The sequence below is a fragment of the Streptomyces sp. NBC_00670 genome, from assembly GCF_036226765.1.
Classification (GTDB): domain Bacteria; phylum Actinomycetota; class Actinomycetes; order Streptomycetales; family Streptomycetaceae; genus Streptomyces.
Map to the genome: position 1 here is coordinate 2,190,915 of NZ_CP109017.1, position 16,789 is coordinate 2,207,703.

The following is a 16,789-nucleotide window of genomic DNA, read 5'->3' on the forward strand; positions in this document are numbered from 1 at the left end:
AGGCGCTGCCGGGCCCACCGGCCCCGGCGCCCGGCACACATCCGCCCCACGCACCGCGTGGTCACCGTGTGCCGCCGACGGCCCCACGTCCCCGAAGAAAAGGTTTCACGTGTCCGTCTCCCTGCTCCGCCGCATCGCTTCCCCGAAGAAGGCCCTCACCGGTGTCGCCCTGGCCGCCGCCACGGCCGGCATGGCGATGACCGCCGCTCCGGCGCACGCCTCGACGTCCTCCAGCGCGCAGGCGATCGCCCACCAGATGATCCCGGACGCCGCGCAGTACGCCGCGTTCAGCAACATCGTCTCGCACGAGAGCGGCTGGAACGTCTCCGCGACGAACGCCTCCTCCGGTGCGTACGGCCTGGTCCAGGCGCTGCCCGGCTCGAAGATGGCCTCCGCGGGCCCCGACTGGAAGACCAACCCGGCCACGCAGATCAAGTGGGGCCTGGACTACATGAACTCCCGCTACGGCAGCCCCGTCGGCGCGTGGAACTTCTGGCAGACCCACCACTGGTACTAAGCCTTTTCCGCTCCGCGGAAGACGGCAGAACCACCTCAGCCGAAGGCGGCGGTCCCCCGATCCCCGGGACCGCCGCCTTCGCCATGCGGCGCCTCATGGCTCGGGGGTGTGTGTTGTACGGCGCCTGCGGGTGCGTCGTGGCTGGTCGCGCAGTTCCCCGCGCCCCTTCAGGGGCGCGGGACTGTATTGTCTGCGCGAGCGACCACCCACCCATCCGCACGTCCGGGGTCAAAGGGGCAGCGCCCCTTGAGGACGGGAAGGGTAGGGGCGGCGGGGGCGAGGAAAATCCCCACAGTGCCCCGGCCGCGCGTACACCGTGACGCGAGCCCCCCACACCCCCGTACGCCCGCACACCACGAACCACCGCGCGAGCACCTCCCGCTTGACCACCTCCCGCCGGTCGGGGTCGAGCGGCTCGCCGGGCGGGTCGCTCAACGCGACGACCCGCTCAGCGGCGAGCAACCGGCGCCGCATCGCGCCGGCGGCCACCTCCGTCCCCCACAGCGTGCGCGACGCACGCGGGCTCTCGCCGAGCGCCAGATCATCCAGCCCCCCGTACACCGACGGCGCCCACAGCACCCACTCCCGCCGCCGCCCCGGCAGAAACACCACCGCATCCCCCGGCCGCGCGACCCGCGCCACCACCCCCGCGACGGCCACCACGTCGTCCTTCCGACTCTCCGGCGCCCGCACGAACACCGACCAGGGCACCAGCACCGCCAGAGCCACGGCCACCGCACCCGCCCGCCGCCACCTCGCCCACGCCACCCCCCGCTCCAGCACCACCCCCGCCGGCAACGCCAGCCCCTCCAGCCCGTACAGCACATACCGGTCCACGTAGTAAGGCCGCACCAGCGAGACGAGCAGCAGCGCCCCCGCCGGCACCACGAGCAACGGCACCGCACAGGCCGCCGGCACGACCCCCGAGCCCTCACCCCCACCCCGCCCGGCCCACCGCACGAGCAGTACCCCCGCCCCCGCCACCAGCAGGAACCCCGCCCACACCTCGGGCCCCGGTCGCCCCAGCCACCCCAGCTGCTCCTCCGACTGCCCAAGGCTCACCAGCGCCAACGGCGACACCGCCACCACCACCGCCCCCGCCGCGAGCCCCCATCGCGCCCCCACCCATCCCGGCACCCGCAGCCACCGCAGGGTGACGCCATGGGCGAGCAGCGCCAGTACGGCGAACTCGTGCAGCCAGCAGGCGAGGGCGAGCGCGGCGCCGTACGCGCACCACCACCGCACGACGGCGGGCCGCGCCAGCGCACGCAGCAGGAAGTACCCGCCCCACGTGACGGCCGCGCAGACCAGGGCGTAGGAGCGGCCCTCCTGCGCGTACTGCTGGACGGCGGGCAGCACGGCGAACACCTCACCGGCGCACACGCCCGCGCGCCACCCGGCGAGCCGCGCGCCCGTCGCGCCCACCCCGGCGGCGGCCAGCGCGGCCCCGGCCACCGACGGCAGCCGGAGCGCGGCGAGCCCGCCGTCCCAGAGGGCGAAGACGGCGTGCATGAGGAGGTAGTACAGACCGTGCACGGCGTCGATGCGGCCGAGCAGCTCGCCGAGTTCGCCGAGCGGACGGTGGGCGACCTCGTAGGTGACCGCCTCGTCGCGCCACATGCTGTGCCGCCGGTCGAGTTCCCACAGCCCGGCCACCGTGGCGAGCAGGGCCGGTACGACGGCCGCGCCCCGCCGCACCACCCGCACCCGAACCGGCGCGAGCGCCCGCGCGGACGCCGGGGCGAGCGCCGGGGCGAGGCCCGGGCCGGGCGCCGGGGCGCGCGTCCCCTCGGCGGCCACGAGGACGGAGACGGAGGCCCCCGGAACACCGGAAGCGCGCGAGATGTCGGGGGGCGTGGTGATGGTCTCCTCCTGAGCTGCCTCGGGGCGCACGGCCGCTGCCGCTGCCGCTGCTCAGGAGAACGGCAGATGCGCCCCCGGGCTTGACCGCCACCCGGCGGAGCGGCCCCGCGCATGGGGCGAGGAGAGAGAGGAAACCGCAGGTCGGACGCGGTGCGGACGGCCAGGACCGCCCGCGCCCCGCGTCAACCGCGCGCGACCTCGGGCTCCGGCGCCGACGGCGGTGGCGAGGGCGGTCCGGCCAACGCCGCCGCCCGCACCGTCCGGGCGCGCGGCCCCTGGAGGACGTAGGAGAGGCCGAGGCCCGCCCCGACGACGGCCGCGCCGCCCACCGCGTCGAGCACCCAGTGGTTGCCGGTGGCGATGATCGCGGAGACGGTGAACAGCGGGTGCAGCAGGCCGAGCGCCTTCATCCACCACCGGGGCGCGAGGACCGCGATGACCACACCGCACCACAGGGACCAGCCGAAGTGCAGGGAGGGCATGGCCGCGTACTGGTTGGTGAGGTGGGTGAGCGTGCCGTAGTCCGGCTTGGCGAAGTCCTGCACGCCGTGCACGGTGTCGATCATGCCGAGCCCCGGCATCAGCCGCGGCGGGGCCAACGGGTAGAGCCAGAAGCCGACGAGCGCGAGCAGCGTGGCGAAGCCGAGGGAGGTGCGGGCCCAGCGGTAGTCGACCGGACGGCGCCAGTACAGGACGCCGAGGACGGCGAGCGGGACCACGAAGTGGAACGACTCGTAGTAGAAGTCGAAGAAGTTCCGCAGCCAGTCGACCTTCACGACCGCGTGGTTGGCCCAGTGCTCGATGTCGAGGTGCAGGAACCGCTCGGCGGAGAGGATCTGGTGGCCGTGGTGCTCGGCGGTGGCCCGGCCCGCGGAGTTGGAGCCGCCGGTCGCGGCGAGCCGGACCTTGGAGTAGGCGGCGTAGGTGACGCGGATCAGCAGCAGTTCGAGCAGCAGGTTGGGCCGGGTCAGCACCCGGCGCAGGAAGGGCACCAGCGGCACGTGCCGGAAGCGGGCCGGGACGGCGGGGGCGTACTCGGTGGGCACCGGGTGGTCGTAGTACGGCGAGGAGCGCGGCTGGAAGGGGACGACGGTGGCGGCGGCGAGCGCGGCCAGCAGGACGAGGTTGTCGCGCAGCGGGAAGAGGACCGCCATGTTCGGCAGCAGCATCCTCGCGGGCAGCGACATCACCAGGACGACGGCGACGGGCCACATCAGCCGGTCGGAGGCGCGCCGGCCGACCCGTCCCACGACAGCGAGCAGCACCCACAGCAGTTGGTGCTGCCAGGCGGTGGGCGACACCGCGACCGCGACGCACCCGGTGACGGCCACCGCGAGCAGCAGCTGCCCGTCGCGGGCGTAGCGCACGGCGCGGCGCAGTCCGAGGACGGCGACGGCGGCGCCGAGCGCCAGGAACAGGGCGATCTCCAGCGGGCCGCTCAGGCCGAGGCGGAGCAGGGCGCCGTGCAGGGACTGGTTGGCGAGGCCGTCGGCGGCGCCGCCCAGGCCGACGCCGGCCATGTGGTGCACCCAGTAGGTGTTCGAGTCGTGCGGCAGCGCGGCCCAGGCGAGTGCCGTGCACGCGGCGAAGGCGCCGCCGGTCCAGGCGGTGGCACGGCGGCGGCCGGTCCACCACAGCAGCGGGGCGAAGAGCAGCACCGTCGGCTGGAAGGCGGCGGCGACGCCGATCAGGACGCCGGCGGCCCGCTGGTCGCGCACGGTGAAGCAGCCGAGCAGGACGAGCAGCACCGGGATGATGCTGGTCTGCCCGAGGTACAGGGTGTTGCGCACCGGCAGCGACAGCATGAGCAGGCTGATCGCCACGGGGGCGGCGAACAGCGAGGTGCGCCGGGACACCGGTTGGGGCAGGGCGCGCGCGGCGATCACCCCGAGGGCGACGACGAGCAGCAGGGTGCCGAAGGTCCAGCCCCAGCCGAGCGCCTGTTCGGCGGCGCGGGTGAGCGGTTTGAGGACGAGTCCGCTGAACGGGGTGCCGGTGAACCGCGTCGAGTCGTAGAGGGAGCCCTTGACGTGCAGGACGCCGTCGGGTCCGACCCAGGTCTCCAGGGCGGTGAGCCGGTCGGCCTCGGGGGTGCCGAGGACGGCGGCGACCTGCCGTACGGCCAGCACGGCGGCGACGAGCCACAGGACGACGCGGGCCGTTCTCATCCCGGCTCTGGCCGACTCCTCCGTGTCTCCGAAGGTGTCACCGAACGTGTCACCGAATGCGTCGCCCGCTCGTCCACCGTGTTCCGCGTTCGCCACGCCGCGTCGGCCTCCCGCTCCGTCACCCATATGTCCGCTGTGCCAACACTCGCACCCGTCTTCCTTGGAAGATGCGGACAACCCCCTCTTCACCTGACAGCCGGCCGCATTTTGTCCGGATGACGATAGTCCGCGAACATCCTTTCGGCCCTCCGGGGCGCGAGAAGGCTCACATCCGGGAACCGGACGAGGGACCCGAAACGTCCCGGAACCCCCTGGCCGGACCACTTTTGGGTGCTGCTTGCAGCTACTTTGTCACGCCACGTCACCGCACCCCCACCTCGTATGGTCGATTTCCGGCCTGCTCGACGGAGCGCGGGTCCCCGTCCCTGTCCCCGTCGAAAGGCAGGCGAGCCGAGTCTTGGCCGCGATCACCGCTCCCGTCGCACCCCGTACCCGTCCGACCCCGCCCGGCGTCACCGTCACGGACCCGGCACTCGTCCGGCGCGCGGTCAAGGCCGCCGCCCTGGGCAATGCGATGGAGTGGTTCGACTTCGGGGTCTACAGCTACATCGCGGTGACCCTCGGCAAGGTGTTCTTCCCCTCCGGGAACCCCACCGCACAGCTCATGTCCACGTTCGGCGCCTTCGCCGCGGCCTTCCTGGTGCGGCCGCTGGGCGGCATGGTCTTCGGCCCGCTCGGCGACCGCGTCGGCCGCCAGAAGGTCCTCGCCGTCACCATGATCATGATGGCGGCGGGCACCTTCGCCATCGGCCTGATCCCGTCGTACGCCACCCTCGGCGTCGGCGCCCCGCTGCTGTTGCTGGCCGCCCGGCTGGTGCAGGGCTTCTCCACCGGCGGCGAGTACGCGGGCGCCTCCACGTTCATCGCCGAGTACGCGCCCGACCGGCGGCGCGGCTTCTTCGGCAGCTGGCTGGAGTTCGGCACGCTCGCCGGGTACATCGGCGGCGCGGGCCTGGTCACGGTGCTGACCGCGCTCCTCTCCGACCAGGACCTGCTCTCCTGGGGCTGGCGGATCCCCTTCCTGATCGCGGGCCCCATGGGCATCGTCGGCCTCTATCTGCGGCTGCGCCTGGAGGAGACCCCGGCGTTCGCGGCGGAGGTCGACAAGGCGGAGCGCAGCCGCGAGCGGGTGCCGCTGCGCGAGATGATCACCGGCCAGTGGCGGACGCTGCTGCTGTGCATGGGCCTGGTGCTGGTCTTCAACGTCACCGACTACATGCTGCTGTCGTACATGCCGAGCTATCTGACCAGCGAACTGAAGTACGACGAGACGCACGGCCTCCTCGTCGTGCTCGGCGTGATGGCCCTCATGATGATCGTCCAGCCGTTCGCGGGCGCGCTGAGCGACCGCGTCGGCCGCCGCCCCGTCATCGCCACCGGCTGCGCGGGCTTCCTGCTCCTCTCCGTCCCGGCGCTGCTCCTGATCCGCCAGGGCAGCCTGCTCGCCATCGCGCTCGGCATGGGCGCGCTGGGCCTGCTCCTGGTCTGCTTCACCGCGGCGATGCCGGCGGCACTCCCCGCCCTCTTCCCCACCCGCGTGCGCTACGGCTCGCTGTCCATCGGCTTCAACGTCTCGGTGTCCCTCTTCGGCGGCACGACCCCCCTGGTCGTCACCGCCCTGATCGGCGCGACGGGCAACGTCATGATGCCCGCGTACTACATGATGGCGGCGGCGGTCGTGGGCGGAGCGGCGGTCTGGTTCATGCGGGAGTCGGCGGGCCGACCGCTGCCGGGTTCGAAGCCGTCGGTGGAGCCGAGCGAGCTGGGGTGACGTCGCGCGGCTTCCGGCGCCGGGGTCGCTGGGCGGCGCGCTGAGGGAGGCGCGCCTTCCCACCCCACCTAAACCTCGTGAAAGAACCCCACGTTCACGCTCCTGGGAGCCGTCCGGTCCAGGACGACCAACTCCCCCGAGCCGCCGAGCGGCAGAACCGCCGTCCCCCCGTACGGCACCGGCTGCGACTGCCCCCCGGCCAACGTCAGCAACACCTGCGACGACGGATCCGGCTGCGACCCCCGCAGCCAGGTCACCCGCCAGGCACCGTCCGCCCCGTACACGAACTCCAGGTGCACACGGGAGATGAACAGCCAGTCGTCGGGCGTGACGAGCCGGCACACGGTCCGGTCGCGCCCCACGCGCAGTACGGATTCCGGCCGGCTGGGCGCGTCGGCCATCAGCATGCCGGCCGTCGCCCCGGCGTCCGCCCCGGAGACCAGGGCCATGGTGAGTTCGAGCACGTGGTGCGCTCCTTCTGGAGGCGACGGATGTCGCGGCTGTCACGGAACCCGGCACGGGGACCGGGCCCCCGCACCGCCGCCGCATGATAGATCGCGCCATGGCCCGGGTGGGCGGTCTCCTGCACAATGGGCGTTATGACCGAGCGCAAACCTCCCGGTGTGAGCTTCGAGTCCTTCGTCGAACGGCAGATCCGCGAGGCCGAGGACCGCGGCGAGTTCGACGATCTGCCGGGCGCGGGCCGGCCCTCCCGCGCGGTCTCCGACACCGCGTACGACGAGATGTGGTGGATCAAGCAGAAGCTGGTCCGCGAGGGCGTCTCCGTCCTCCCGCCGACGCTCGCCCTGCGCAAGGAGGCCGAGGACACGCTGGCGGCGGCGTACGCGGCGCCGACGGAGACGGTGGTGCGGCGGCTGATCGACGGCGTCAACGTCAAGATCCGCGACGTCATGTTCAAGCCGCCGCCGGGCCCGCCACTGGGCCTGAAGCCGTACGACACGGACGCGGTGGTCCGTGAATGGCGGGCCCGCCGGGCGGAGTGAAGCCGAAGGAACGGCCCGCCGCACGCACACGACAACGGCCCGGGAGCACGAGGCTTCCCGGGCCGCGGGCCACAACAGGCCCTGGACGTGCCCTAGACGTGCAGCAGACGCTCCGCGAACTCGCGGTAGTCCCGCAGGGCGACGCGGAGCCGTTCCGTGTCGCCGTCGTTGCCGTCACCGGCCTGCCAGGCGGCGCGCAGGTCCCGGCGGCGCCGGTTCAGCGCGTCGGCGAACAGGTCGGCGACCTCCTCCAGGACGTGGTCGGCCTCCTCGACGGCGGCCCGGGGCGCGTCGACGAAGCCGCCGACGGCGTGGTGCAGCTGGGCCGAGAACTTCTCGGTGTCGCCGTGCGCGAGCAACGGCGTGTGCGCGGCGTGGGGTTCGCCGCCGTGGCCGTGCCGCGTCTCGTGGTGGGCGCCGGCGCCTCCGGTGAGCGCGTCGTCGGTGGCGCTGCCGGCCCGCCCTCCGATGAGGGAGGAGCCGGAGACGGGACCGTGCGCGGAACCGGTGCCGGCGGCACCGACGCCGGCCTCGCTGCCGCCGGCGGCGGAACCGGTCAACGTCTTGCCCGTACCCGCGTCCTTGCTCGCGCCCGTGCCTGTGCCCGGAGTGGACGCACTCGCGGGCGGCTCGGTCCTGTGCATGGGCGCCGCGGCCGGACCGGCGTCCGGGTCGCCCGCCGCCTCGTGCGCGGCACGCGCCTCGCGGGCCTCCCGCACGAGTCGGTCGTCGCGCGCGTCACGGTCCTCGTTGGACGGTGTCACCTCTGCCATCACCCCTCAACTCCCCTTCACATGACGCCGGCCGAAGGCCCAGGCGGGCTGGGCGCCCCGGGCTTCGCCGGTCGCGCCGGACCGCTTCGTCTCCGTACGCGGTGCCCGGTGGCCGTCGTCGTCGCCCGTCAACTGCGCGAAGAGCGCGCGGGCCTCGACCATGGATGCGCGCAGCTCCTCCGTACCGGGCCGGCTCTCCGGCGTACCGTCGGCCGGGGCGTGCGCGGCCCGGTGCAGCCGGCGGTAGCCGTGGACCTGGTGCGCGTGGTGGACGGAGAGCGCGTCGAGCCGGTCCTCGTGACGGCCGTCCGGGAAACCGCGCTCCTTGGACAGTTCGGCGATCAGCTGGTCCGCGTCGGCCACCGCCTCCCGCGGCGAGTCGACGAACCGTTCCTGGGCCGCCGCCCAGCGCGCCTCGTAGCGTGCGCGGGCTTCGGGCGCCAGCGGCCGCCTCTTCAACGAGCCGTGGCGTTCGACGCGTTCGGCGAGTTCGGCCTCGGCAGCCCTGGTGTCCCCGTTGTGGCGGGCCACGGTCCGCTCGTACTCGGGGCCGAAGCGCCGCTTCAGCCCGTGGCCGCCTTGCGCGCCGCGGGCTCGCAGCAGAAACAGTACGACCGCGGCAACGACCACGGCCGCCACGATCACAATTGCGATGATCACGCCTGTGGACATGAATGCCTTCCGGTAGACCCAAGGGCCCCGGAACCGGACGGCTCCGGCGAACCCCTACCTCAACCGGGTTGCCCGCAACCCGCCCCGCAAACGGCACCCGCTCACGGAGAGGCACGAACGGGGGCGGCACGTGAACGCGGCCTGGGCGCGCGGGGGTTGGCCGGCGTCCGCAGGCCACGTCACCGCACGACGGCAGCGCCCCGTGCCGCCGCGTGCGGCCGCTCCGCGTCCGACCCGCACAACTCCCCCGTCAGCTCCTCCACCAACCGGTTCAGATCCGTCGGCCGGTCCGGCCCCCACCAGTCCCCCAGCAGCTCCGCCAGCGACTCCCGCCGCGCCGCGGCCAGCCGCTCCGCGACCTCCGCGCCCCGCTCCGTGAGCACCAGGTCGGGCCCCCGCCGCGCGGCCAGCCCCCGCTCCTCCACCTGCCGCGCCGCTTCGATGATCACGTGCAGCGGCACCGCGCTGCGCTCGGTCAGCACGGCCGGTTCCGTCCAGCCGTGCTTCCGCGTCCGCAGCAGCAGCCAGCTCGCCGCCGGCAGCAGGTCGTACCCGGCGCGCGCGGTGATCCGCTCGTAGATCTCCCGCCGCCCGTTGCGGGAGCCGAGCAGCGACAGCGCGCGGCAGACCTCGTCGTAGGACGAGCGCTGCACCGGGTTGCTGGCGAAGGTCTCCGTGCCGTCCGGCGCCGTCACGGACGCCCGCAGCCGGTCCTCGCGCAGGAACCAGGCGAGCACGAAGGCGACGGCGGCGACGGGCGCCGCGTAGAGGAAGACGTCGGTGATGGAGGACGCGTAGGCGTGCAGCACGGCGGGCCGCAGCGTCGGCGGCAGCCCGGCGATGCCGCGCGGGTCGGCCTTGAGGCTGTCCACGTTCACGCCCGCCGGCAGGGGGCGCCCGGCGAGGACGCCGGCGAGCTTGTCGCCGAGCCGGCTCGCGAAGACCGTGCCGAAGACGGCGACGCCGAAGGACGCGCCGATGGAGCGGAAGAACGTCGCCCCGGACGTGGCGACGCCCAGGTCCTCGTAGGCCACCGCGTTCTGCACGATCAGCACGAGGACCTGCATGACCAGGCCGAGACCGAGCCCGAAGACGAAGAAGTACGCGCTGGTCGCCGCGGTGGAGCTGTGCTCGTCGAGCTGGTGCAGCAGGAGCAGTCCGATCGTGGTGACGGCGGTGCCGGCCACCGGGAACACCTTCCAGCGGCCGGTACGGCTGACGATCTGCCCGGAGACGGTGGAGGACAGCAGCAGTCCGAACACCATGGGCAGCATGTGCACGCCGGACATGGTCGGCGAGACCCCGCGCACGACCTGGAGGAACGTCGGGAGGTACGTCATCGCGCCGAACATGGCGAAGCCGATGACGAAGCTGATGACGGCGGAGAGCGTGAAGGTGCGGACGCGGAACAGCTTGAGCGGGAGGACGGGTTCGGCGGCCCGGCGTTCGACGGACACGAACGCGCCGGCGAGGACGACCCCGAGCACGATGAGCCCGATGATCTGCGGCGAGCCCCAGCCCCAGGTGGTGCCGCCGAGGGAGGCGACGAGGACCAGGCAGGTGGCGACGGCGGCGATCAGGAACGTGCCGAGGTAGTCGATGACGTGCCTGGCCGCGCGGCGCGGGATGTGCAGGACGGCGGCGATCACGGCGAGCGCGACGACGCCGACGGGCAGGTTGACGTAGAAGACCCAGCGCCAGCTCAAGTGCTGGGTGAACAGCCCGCCGAGCAGCGGTCCGAGCACGCTGGTGGCGCCGAAGACGGCACCGAACAGGCCCTGGTAGCGGCCGCGTTCGCGGGGCGGCACGAGGTCGCCGACGATCGCCATGGACAGCACCATGAGCCCGCCGCCGCCGAGTCCCTGGAGCGCGCGGAAGGCGATGAGCTGGCCCATGTCCTGCGCGGCGCCGCAGAGCGCGGAGCCGACGAGGAAGATCGCGATGGCCGTCTGGAACAGCTTCTTGCGCCCGTACTGGTCGCCGAGCTTGCCCCACAGCGGGGTGGCGGCGGTGGAGGCGAGGAGATAGGCGGTGACGACCCAGGAGAGGTGCTCCAGGCCGCCGAGGTCGCTGACGATGGTGGGCAGGGCGGTGGAGACGATCGTCTGGTCGAGGGCGGCGAGGAGCATGCCGAGGAGGAGGGCACCGATGGAGACGAGGACGCTGCCGCTCGGCTGGGCGGCGACACCCTCACCCCCCGTGTCCACTCCTCCCGTACCGTCGCCGTTCCGGAGCGCGTCCTCGGCCATGGAGACCTCCCGCCGTCTTCCCTCCTGTTCGGTGTGACCAGTTATGGCCCGTTCAGTCCTGCTGGACGGCGGCATTCCGGGGGGATCGCCGGAGAAGTTGTGCGGGAGGTCTGCATAATTCCTGGAGTTCGCAGGGAGGGAACCCAGGCGTGAGCGGAACGAACGAACAGGCGTGCCCGGAGTGCGCGGCACCACGCGACCCCGACGGCTCGCCGACGTGCACCTGCACCCAGCGCACGGCCGACGCCCTCCGCGAAACCCGCACGGCGGAAGCGGCGGCGGCAGAGGACTTCGACCCCCTGCGCATACGCCCGTACGTGGCAGGCCACGGCAACGAAGCCCCGGGCGACGCCACCCCCGGGGGCCCAGGGGGCGGAGCCCCCTCGGGAGCCGGGGCGGAGCCCCGGAACCACCACCCCGCGCAGGAACCCGGCACCTTGGACGACCTCCCCCTCGTCACCTCCTCCGGGGTCGAAGGGGCGGAGCCCCTGGTGGTCGATGGGGGTCCCCCCGGCTCGAGCGAAGCCGAGAGCTTGGGGGAGGGGAGGGGCGGCGGGGGCGAGAAACCCTCCCGCGCCCCCCGCCGTACCGTCGTCCTCGCCGCCGGCGGCGCCGTCGTCGCCGTCCTGACCGCCACCGCCCTCGCCACCGGCCTCTTCACCTACGGCAAACCCGAACGCAACGACGCCCTCCCCGACGAGGTCCGCCCCAGCGTCCCGGCCGGCTCGGCCACCCCCACCGCGACCGGCCCGACGGGCACGTCGTCCGCGTCGGCGGGGACGGGCAGCCCGTCCCCCAGCGACACCGCCTCCGCCTCGGCCACCGCCTCCGCCGGCCGCACGGCCTCCTCGTCCCCCTCCCCCACCGCCAGCCGCACCTCGAAGGACACACAGGCGACCGCGGACGCCACCCATTCCACGAACCCCGCCCCCGGCGGCGACGCCCACGAAGACCCCCCGGTCCTGCGGAACGGCGACGAGGGCCCGGAGGTCGAGGAGCTCCAGCTCCGCCTCCGCCAGCGACTGTTCTACCTGGGCAGCGCGGACGGCGAGTACGACGACGACCTCGAGACGGCCGTCGCGAACTACCAGCGGACCAGGGGCATCACGGACGACCCCCGCGGCGTCTACGGCAAGACCACCCGCACCCGCCTGGAAGCGGAGACGGACGAACCGTAGGAAGAAGAAGACGCACGGACGGTGAAGGGACCACCCCCGCGCTCACCCCACGTGCAACCGCACGCCCGCCCCGCCCTCCAGCACCTCGACCCGCACCCGCCGCAGATCCCGCACCACCGCATCCGGCCGGTGCAACCCCGCCCGCGCCCCGACCCCCACGACCCGCATCCCCGCGGCGCGCCCCGCCGCGACCCCCGCACCGGAGTCCTCGAAGACCACGCAGTCCTCGGGCGCGACGCCCAGTTCCGCCGCTCCCTTCAGGAACCCCTCGGGGTCCGGCTTGCTCGCGCCCACGGACTCCGCCGTGATCCGCACCGCCGGCAGCGCGAGCCCCGCCGCCGCCATCCGGGCGGTGGACAGCGCCACGTCCGCCGAGGTCACCAGCGCGTGCGGGACCCCGGCCAGGGAGGCGAGGAAGTCCGCCGCGCCGGGCACCTCGACCACGCCCTCGGTGTCGGCGGTCTCCTCCGCCAGCATCCGCGCGTTCTCGGCGAGGTTCTGCTCCATCGGCCGGCCGGGCAGCAGCAGGGCCATGGAGGCGTAGCCCTGGCGGCCGTGCACGACCTTCAGCACCTCGTCGCCGTCCAGCCCGTGCCGGTCGGCCCAGCGCCGCCAGACGCGCTCGACGGCGGCGTCGGAGTTGACGAGGGTGCCGTCCATGTCCAGCAGGAGGGCCCGTGCGGTGAGAACGGTGGTGGCCGTCATCGGCATGCTCCAAATGCGGAACCAAATACGGAAAGGGGGATGCCCCGGGAAACAGGGCGGCCCCGCCCGCAGGTCAGGGAGTACGGGCGGGAGCCACTTTGTTTCTCCACGATACAAAACACCCCACCGCCACGCCACCACCCGCGACCAGGCACAACACGCACGGCGACGACGCAACACACCGGGTCACGAACGACTGTGCGACACGCAGGCCTCCCGTACCCCGCGAACCCCCACTCCACTCACGAACCCGCGCCCGCGCCCACACCCGGGCCCACGCCCGCTCCCCGGCCCTACCCCGCGATCGCCTCGTACAGGCTCCACACCCCGAGCCCCACCATCAGCACCGCCGCGATCCTCGTGATCAGCGTCAACGGCACCTTCCGCATCAGCGCCCTGCCGCCCACGATGCCGAGCCCGGCCACCGCCCACAACGCAAGCACCGCGCCGAGGCCGACGGAGAGCGGGTCGTCGTAGCGGGCGGCGAGGTTGGCGGTCATGATCTGGGTCAGGTCGCCGAACTCGGCGACCAGGATGAGCATGAAGCCCGCCCCGGCCACCTTCCAGAAGCTCTGGTCCTCGGGCCGGCGGATCTCCTCCTCGCCGTCGTCCTTCTTCAGCAGCAGCACGGCCGCGCCGCCGAGGAAGAGCACGCCGGTGAGCGCCTGCACCAGCTGGTGCGGCAGCAGCGTGAGCACGCTGCCCGCCGCGACGGCGAGCACGACGTGCAGGGTGAAGGCCGCGGCGACGCCGGCGAAGACGTACGAGGCGCGGTAACGGGTGCCGAGGACGAGGCCGGCCAGGGCCGTCTTGTCCGGCAGTTCGGCGAGGAAGACGACGCCGAAGACGAGCGCCGTCACGGTCGGGCTGATCACAGTTCCTCAATCGGTCGGGGCGCCGCCCACCGAGAGTCCGCGTGCACTGCTCACGACACCCCGGCACGGCAGCGCACTCGCGCACCCGTGCCGGGCGGCACGGGTGGTGCACTGCTTGCCGAAGGTCTCGCCGGCCGATCCGGAACCCAGGGGTTCGCGGGATCTGCCTCCGGGCGCCGGCTCAGGCTGGCTGAGCAGTATGTCGACGGTCCGGCGAAGGGCTACTCCCCTCCAACGCGGCCCATCGTACGCGACCCCGTACGCGTCCCGCACCCGCCGGCCGCGTCCCTCGCGTCCCGGCCCGCCGTTCCACGCCGCCGAGGTTCCCGCAGGTCAACGCCCGTTCCAGCATTCCAGCGTCCCGCGATGACCTTCATCCGTGGCGGGTGGGACGGATCACGGCACACGCTTCATCCGTCGCCGGCAGCCGGCCGGACGGCACACCGCGTCACAGGTCGTCACACACGTCATCACGTCTCATCACGACACTCATCACGACACATACGGAGATCATCATGCGTTCGCTCCTCGCCTCCCGCGCCGCCCGTATCGCCCTCACCGCGGTCGCCGCCGTCGGACTCGCCACCACCGCGGCCGCCACGGCCAACGCCGGCACCGCCCACACCGCCGCCAAGCACACCACCCGTGCCTGCGTCACCGACGACCTCGTCTTCACCACCAACTTCGAGTCGCAGGCGGGTGGTTACATCCTCGTCACCGCCAAGGCGCTGCCCGGCGTCAAGTGCCACCTGGACGGTGTGTTCCCCTCCGCGTCCTTCGGCTCCAGCCCCGACACCGCGGTCTCCCCCGCCGAGCAGGCCGTCAGCGAGGGCGTCACCCTCTCCGGCGCCAAGGCGGCGTACGCCGGCATCAACCCCAAGACCACCAACAACGACAACGGCATCGAGTTCGACCAGCTCAGCCTCTCGGTCGCCGGTGACGAGTACAACAGCGTCGGCCTCTCGCTCCCCGACAGCGTCCTCGTCGACCAGCCCATCGCCACCAACTGGCACGCCAAGGCCGCCGACGCCGTGCCGTTCGCCGACTGACGCACACTCTTCACAGCGGCGCCACGCCCGGAACCCGCCCGGACCCCTCCGTCGTTCCGTACCGTACGGGGCGACGGAGGAGGTCGATCACATGGTGGAACTGCGGCTGGGGCCGCTGCTGAGGTACGTCGACGGCTCGTCCGCGACCGTCTGGGTCGAGGCGGGCCGTCCGTGCACCGCCGAGGTGCGCTGCGCGGACGGCGGCGGCGGCGGCGGAAGCAGTCGAACGTTCGAGATCTGCGGGCACCACTACGCGCTGGTACCGGTCACCGGGCTCACCCCCGGCACGGCGACGGCGTACGAGGTGCTGCTCGACGGAGCGCGCGTGTGGCCGCTGCCCGACTCGCCGTTCCCGCCGTCCGTGATCCACCCCCCGGCCGGGGACGAGACGCTCGACGTGGCCTTCGGCTCCTGCCGCTGGGCCGCGCCCGCGCTCGGCCAGAAGGACCCCGTCGGCCCGGACGCCCTGGACGCGCTCGCCACCCGCGTCGCCGCCGACCCGGACGGCGAGCGCCCGGACGTGCTGCTGCTCCTCGGCGACCAGGTGTACGCCGACGAGACCTCCGAGGCGACCCGCGACTGGCTCGCCGGCCGCCGCGACCTGGACGAGCCGCCCGGCGCGCAGGTCGCGAACTACGAGGAGTACACCCACCTCTACTACGAGTCCTGGCTCGACCCCGAGGTGCGCTGGCTGCTGTCCACCGTGCCGAGCTGCATGATCTTCGACGACCACGACGTCATCGACGACTGGAACACCAGCGCCTCCTGGCTGGAGGAGATGCGCGCCACCGGGTGGTGGCGGGACCGGGTGCTCGGCGGGCTGATGTCGTACTGGGTCCACCAGCACCTGGGCAACCTCTCGCCCGACGAGCTGGCGAAGGACGAGGTGTACGCGACCGTCCGGTCCGTCGAGGACGGCACGGAGGCGCTGCGCGCCCACTGCGCCCGCTCCGACGCCGACCTCGGCTACGCCCGCTGGAGCTACCGCCGCGACTTCGGCCGGACCCGGCTGCTGATGGCGGACAGCAGGGCGGCGCGGGTCCTGGCCGAGGGCGAGCGGGACATGCTGGACGCCGCCGAGTGGGAGTGGCTGCGCGCACAGGCGCTGGACGCACCCGGATCGTACGACCATCTGCTGATCGGTACGTCGCTGCCGTGGCTGCTTCCGCACATGATCCACGACGTGGAGTCGTGGGACGCCGCGCTGGCCACCGGTGCCCGGGGCGCACGCTGGGGGCGGTTCGGGGAGTGGCTGCGCCGGGCGCTCGATCTGGAGCACTGGGCGGCGTTCCCGTCGTCGTTCGACGCGCTGGCGGACCTCATCGCCAAGGCCGGCTCGGGTCCCGACGCGCCCGCGACGATCTGTGTGCTGTCCGGCGACGTCCACCACGCCTATGTCGCCGAGCCGAGCTGGCGGACGGCCGGCGCCGGTCCCGACGCGCACGTGGTGCAGCTGACCTGCTCGCCCGTCCACAACTCCGTGCCGCTCTCCATCAAGGTGGCGTTCCGGTTCGGCTGGACCCTGCCCGGGCGGGCGATCGGCCGGCTGCTCTCCCGGCACGGCCGCTGCGCCCGGCCGGCCGTCGACTGGCGCCGCACGGGCGGGCCCTGGTTCGGCAACCAGCTCATGACCCTGACGCTGCGGGGCCGTTCGGCCCGGCTGCGACTCGAACAGGCCCGCCCCTCGGAGACCACCGGGCGCGACGGCCAGGGCGACGGGTCCGGAGGGCGCGGGGGCCGGCTGACGACGCTCATGGAGACCCGGCTGAGCGGCCCCGCCACCTGAAACGGTCGAAGTCAAACGGTCGAAATCCAGCCCGAAAACGGACCGACAATAGTTGAACATTGGCTGAATGACGATCTGGCAAGCGGAATGCGACCACACCTAATCTGACGTGGCCCGGC

At 73.2% G+C, this 16,789-nt stretch carries 14 protein-coding genes; 6 read left to right on the top strand and 8 right to left on the bottom strand.

Features of this window, described 5'->3' with window-relative positions; genetic code table 11:
- The first annotated feature begins 109 nt into the window (after positions 1-109).
- Positions 110-517, top strand: a complete 408-nt coding sequence (locus tag OIE12_RS09775; RefSeq protein ID WP_329133809.1) for a transglycosylase SLT domain-containing protein — start codon at positions 110-112, stop codon at positions 515-517.
- Positions 518-745: 228 nt separating this feature from the next.
- Here the strand turns inward: OIE12_RS09775 and OIE12_RS09780 are convergent, their stop codons facing one another.
- Together OIE12_RS09780 and OIE12_RS09785 are read right to left on the bottom strand one after the other, a co-directional pair.
- Complete coding sequence (locus OIE12_RS09780) at positions 746-2,410, bottom strand: glycosyltransferase family 39 protein (RefSeq protein WP_329133811.1); 1,665 nt, start codon at positions 2,408-2,410, stop codon at positions 746-748.
- A gap of 152 nt (positions 2,411-2,562) precedes the next feature.
- Positions 2,563-4,644: a bifunctional glycosyltransferase 87/phosphatase PAP2 family protein gene (locus OIE12_RS09785; protein WP_329133813.1), complete on the bottom strand. Its 2,082-nt coding sequence runs from the start codon at positions 4,642-4,644 to the stop codon at positions 2,563-2,565.
- 361 nt (positions 4,645-5,005) lie between these two features.
- Here OIE12_RS09785 and proP point away from each other — a divergent pair, with 361 nt between their 5' ends.
- Positions 5,006-6,379, top strand: a complete 1,374-nt coding sequence (gene proP, locus OIE12_RS09790; RefSeq protein ID WP_443053790.1) for a glycine betaine/L-proline transporter ProP — start codon at positions 5,006-5,008, stop codon at positions 6,377-6,379.
- 68 nt (positions 6,380-6,447) lie between these two features.
- On the opposite strand, the gene OIE12_RS09795 is transcribed toward proP, so the two are convergent.
- Positions 6,448-6,843 (bottom strand): FHA domain-containing protein, encoded by a 396-nt coding sequence (locus OIE12_RS09795; protein WP_030379611.1) that lies wholly within the window; start codon positions 6,841-6,843, stop codon positions 6,448-6,450.
- Between the two features lie 135 nt (positions 6,844-6,978).
- Between OIE12_RS09795 and OIE12_RS09800 the strand changes: the two genes are divergently transcribed.
- Positions 6,979-7,383, top strand: coding sequence for a J-domain-containing protein (locus tag OIE12_RS09800; protein WP_329133815.1), 405 nt, complete (start codon positions 6,979-6,981; stop codon positions 7,381-7,383).
- 92 nt (positions 7,384-7,475) lie between these two features.
- Here the strand turns inward: OIE12_RS09800 and OIE12_RS09805 are convergent, their stop codons facing one another.
- The 3 genes from OIE12_RS09805 to OIE12_RS09815 form a co-directional block, all read right to left on the bottom strand.
- Positions 7,476-8,156 carry a hypothetical protein gene (locus OIE12_RS09805; RefSeq protein WP_329133817.1) on the bottom strand — a complete coding sequence of 227 codons (681 nt, stop codon included), beginning with the start codon at positions 8,154-8,156 and terminating at the stop codon, positions 7,476-7,478.
- 6 nt (positions 8,157-8,162) lie between these two features.
- Positions 8,163-8,828 carry a hypothetical protein gene (locus tag OIE12_RS09810; protein WP_329133819.1) on the bottom strand — a complete coding sequence of 222 codons (666 nt, stop codon included), beginning with the start codon at positions 8,826-8,828 and terminating at the stop codon, positions 8,163-8,165.
- A gap of 179 nt (positions 8,829-9,007) precedes the next feature.
- The gene (locus OIE12_RS09815) at positions 9,008-11,077 is read right to left on the bottom strand and encodes an MDR family MFS transporter (RefSeq protein WP_329133821.1); all 2,070 of its coding nucleotides are present in this window, start codon (positions 11,075-11,077) and stop codon (positions 9,008-9,010) included.
- A gap of 149 nt (positions 11,078-11,226) precedes the next feature.
- Between OIE12_RS09815 and OIE12_RS09820 the strand changes: the two genes are divergently transcribed.
- Complete coding sequence (locus tag OIE12_RS09820) at positions 11,227-12,255, top strand: peptidoglycan-binding domain-containing protein (RefSeq protein ID WP_329133823.1); 1,029 nt, start codon at positions 11,227-11,229, stop codon at positions 12,253-12,255.
- 42 nt (positions 12,256-12,297) lie between these two features.
- Here OIE12_RS09820 and OIE12_RS09825 read toward each other — a convergent pair whose 3' ends face one another.
- Together OIE12_RS09825 and OIE12_RS09830 are read right to left on the bottom strand one after the other, a co-directional pair.
- On the bottom strand, positions 12,298-12,966 hold the full coding sequence (locus OIE12_RS09825; RefSeq protein ID WP_329133825.1) for an HAD-IA family hydrolase: 669 nt from the start codon (positions 12,964-12,966) through the stop codon (positions 12,298-12,300).
- Between the two features lie 287 nt (positions 12,967-13,253).
- Entirely contained in the window at positions 13,254-13,835 is a 582-nt protein-coding gene (locus OIE12_RS09830) for a TMEM165/GDT1 family protein (RefSeq protein ID WP_030379604.1), read from the bottom strand.
- A gap of 515 nt (positions 13,836-14,350) precedes the next feature.
- On the opposite strand from OIE12_RS09830, the gene OIE12_RS09835 reads away from it, so the two are divergent.
- Both OIE12_RS09835 and OIE12_RS09840 read left to right on the top strand, forming a co-directional pair.
- Positions 14,351-14,884, top strand: coding sequence for a DUF4232 domain-containing protein (locus OIE12_RS09835; RefSeq protein WP_329133827.1), 534 nt, complete (start codon positions 14,351-14,353; stop codon positions 14,882-14,884).
- Positions 14,885-14,975: 91 nt separating this feature from the next.
- On the top strand, positions 14,976-16,670 hold the full coding sequence (locus OIE12_RS09840; RefSeq protein WP_329133829.1) for an alkaline phosphatase D family protein: 1,695 nt from the start codon (positions 14,976-14,978) through the stop codon (positions 16,668-16,670).
- Positions 16,671-16,789 lie beyond the last annotated feature (119 nt).

Bases quoted from the DNA above. Each gene is read 5' to 3' on its own strand.
- OIE12_RS09800 (WP_329133815.1), top strand. From the start codon at position 6,979: ATGACCGAGCGCAAACCTCCCGGTGTGAGCTTCGAGTCCTTCGTCGAA.
- OIE12_RS09805 (WP_329133817.1), bottom strand. From the start codon at position 8,156: ATGGCAGAGGTGACACCGTCCAACGAGGACCGTGACGCGCGCGACGAC.
- OIE12_RS09810 (WP_329133819.1), bottom strand. From the start codon at position 8,828: ATGTCCACAGGCGTGATCATCGCAATTGTGATCGTGGCGGCCGTGGTC.
- OIE12_RS09815 (WP_329133821.1), bottom strand. From the start codon at position 11,077: ATGGCCGAGGACGCGCTCCGGAACGGCGACGGTACGGGAGGAGTGGAC.
- OIE12_RS09825 (WP_329133825.1), bottom strand. From the start codon at position 12,966: ATGCCGATGACGGCCACCACCGTTCTCACCGCACGGGCCCTCCTGCTG.
- OIE12_RS09835 (WP_329133827.1), top strand. From the start codon at position 14,351: ATGCGTTCGCTCCTCGCCTCCCGCGCCGCCCGTATCGCCCTCACCGCG.
- OIE12_RS09840 (WP_329133829.1), top strand. From the start codon at position 14,976: ATGGTGGAACTGCGGCTGGGGCCGCTGCTGAGGTACGTCGACGGCTCG.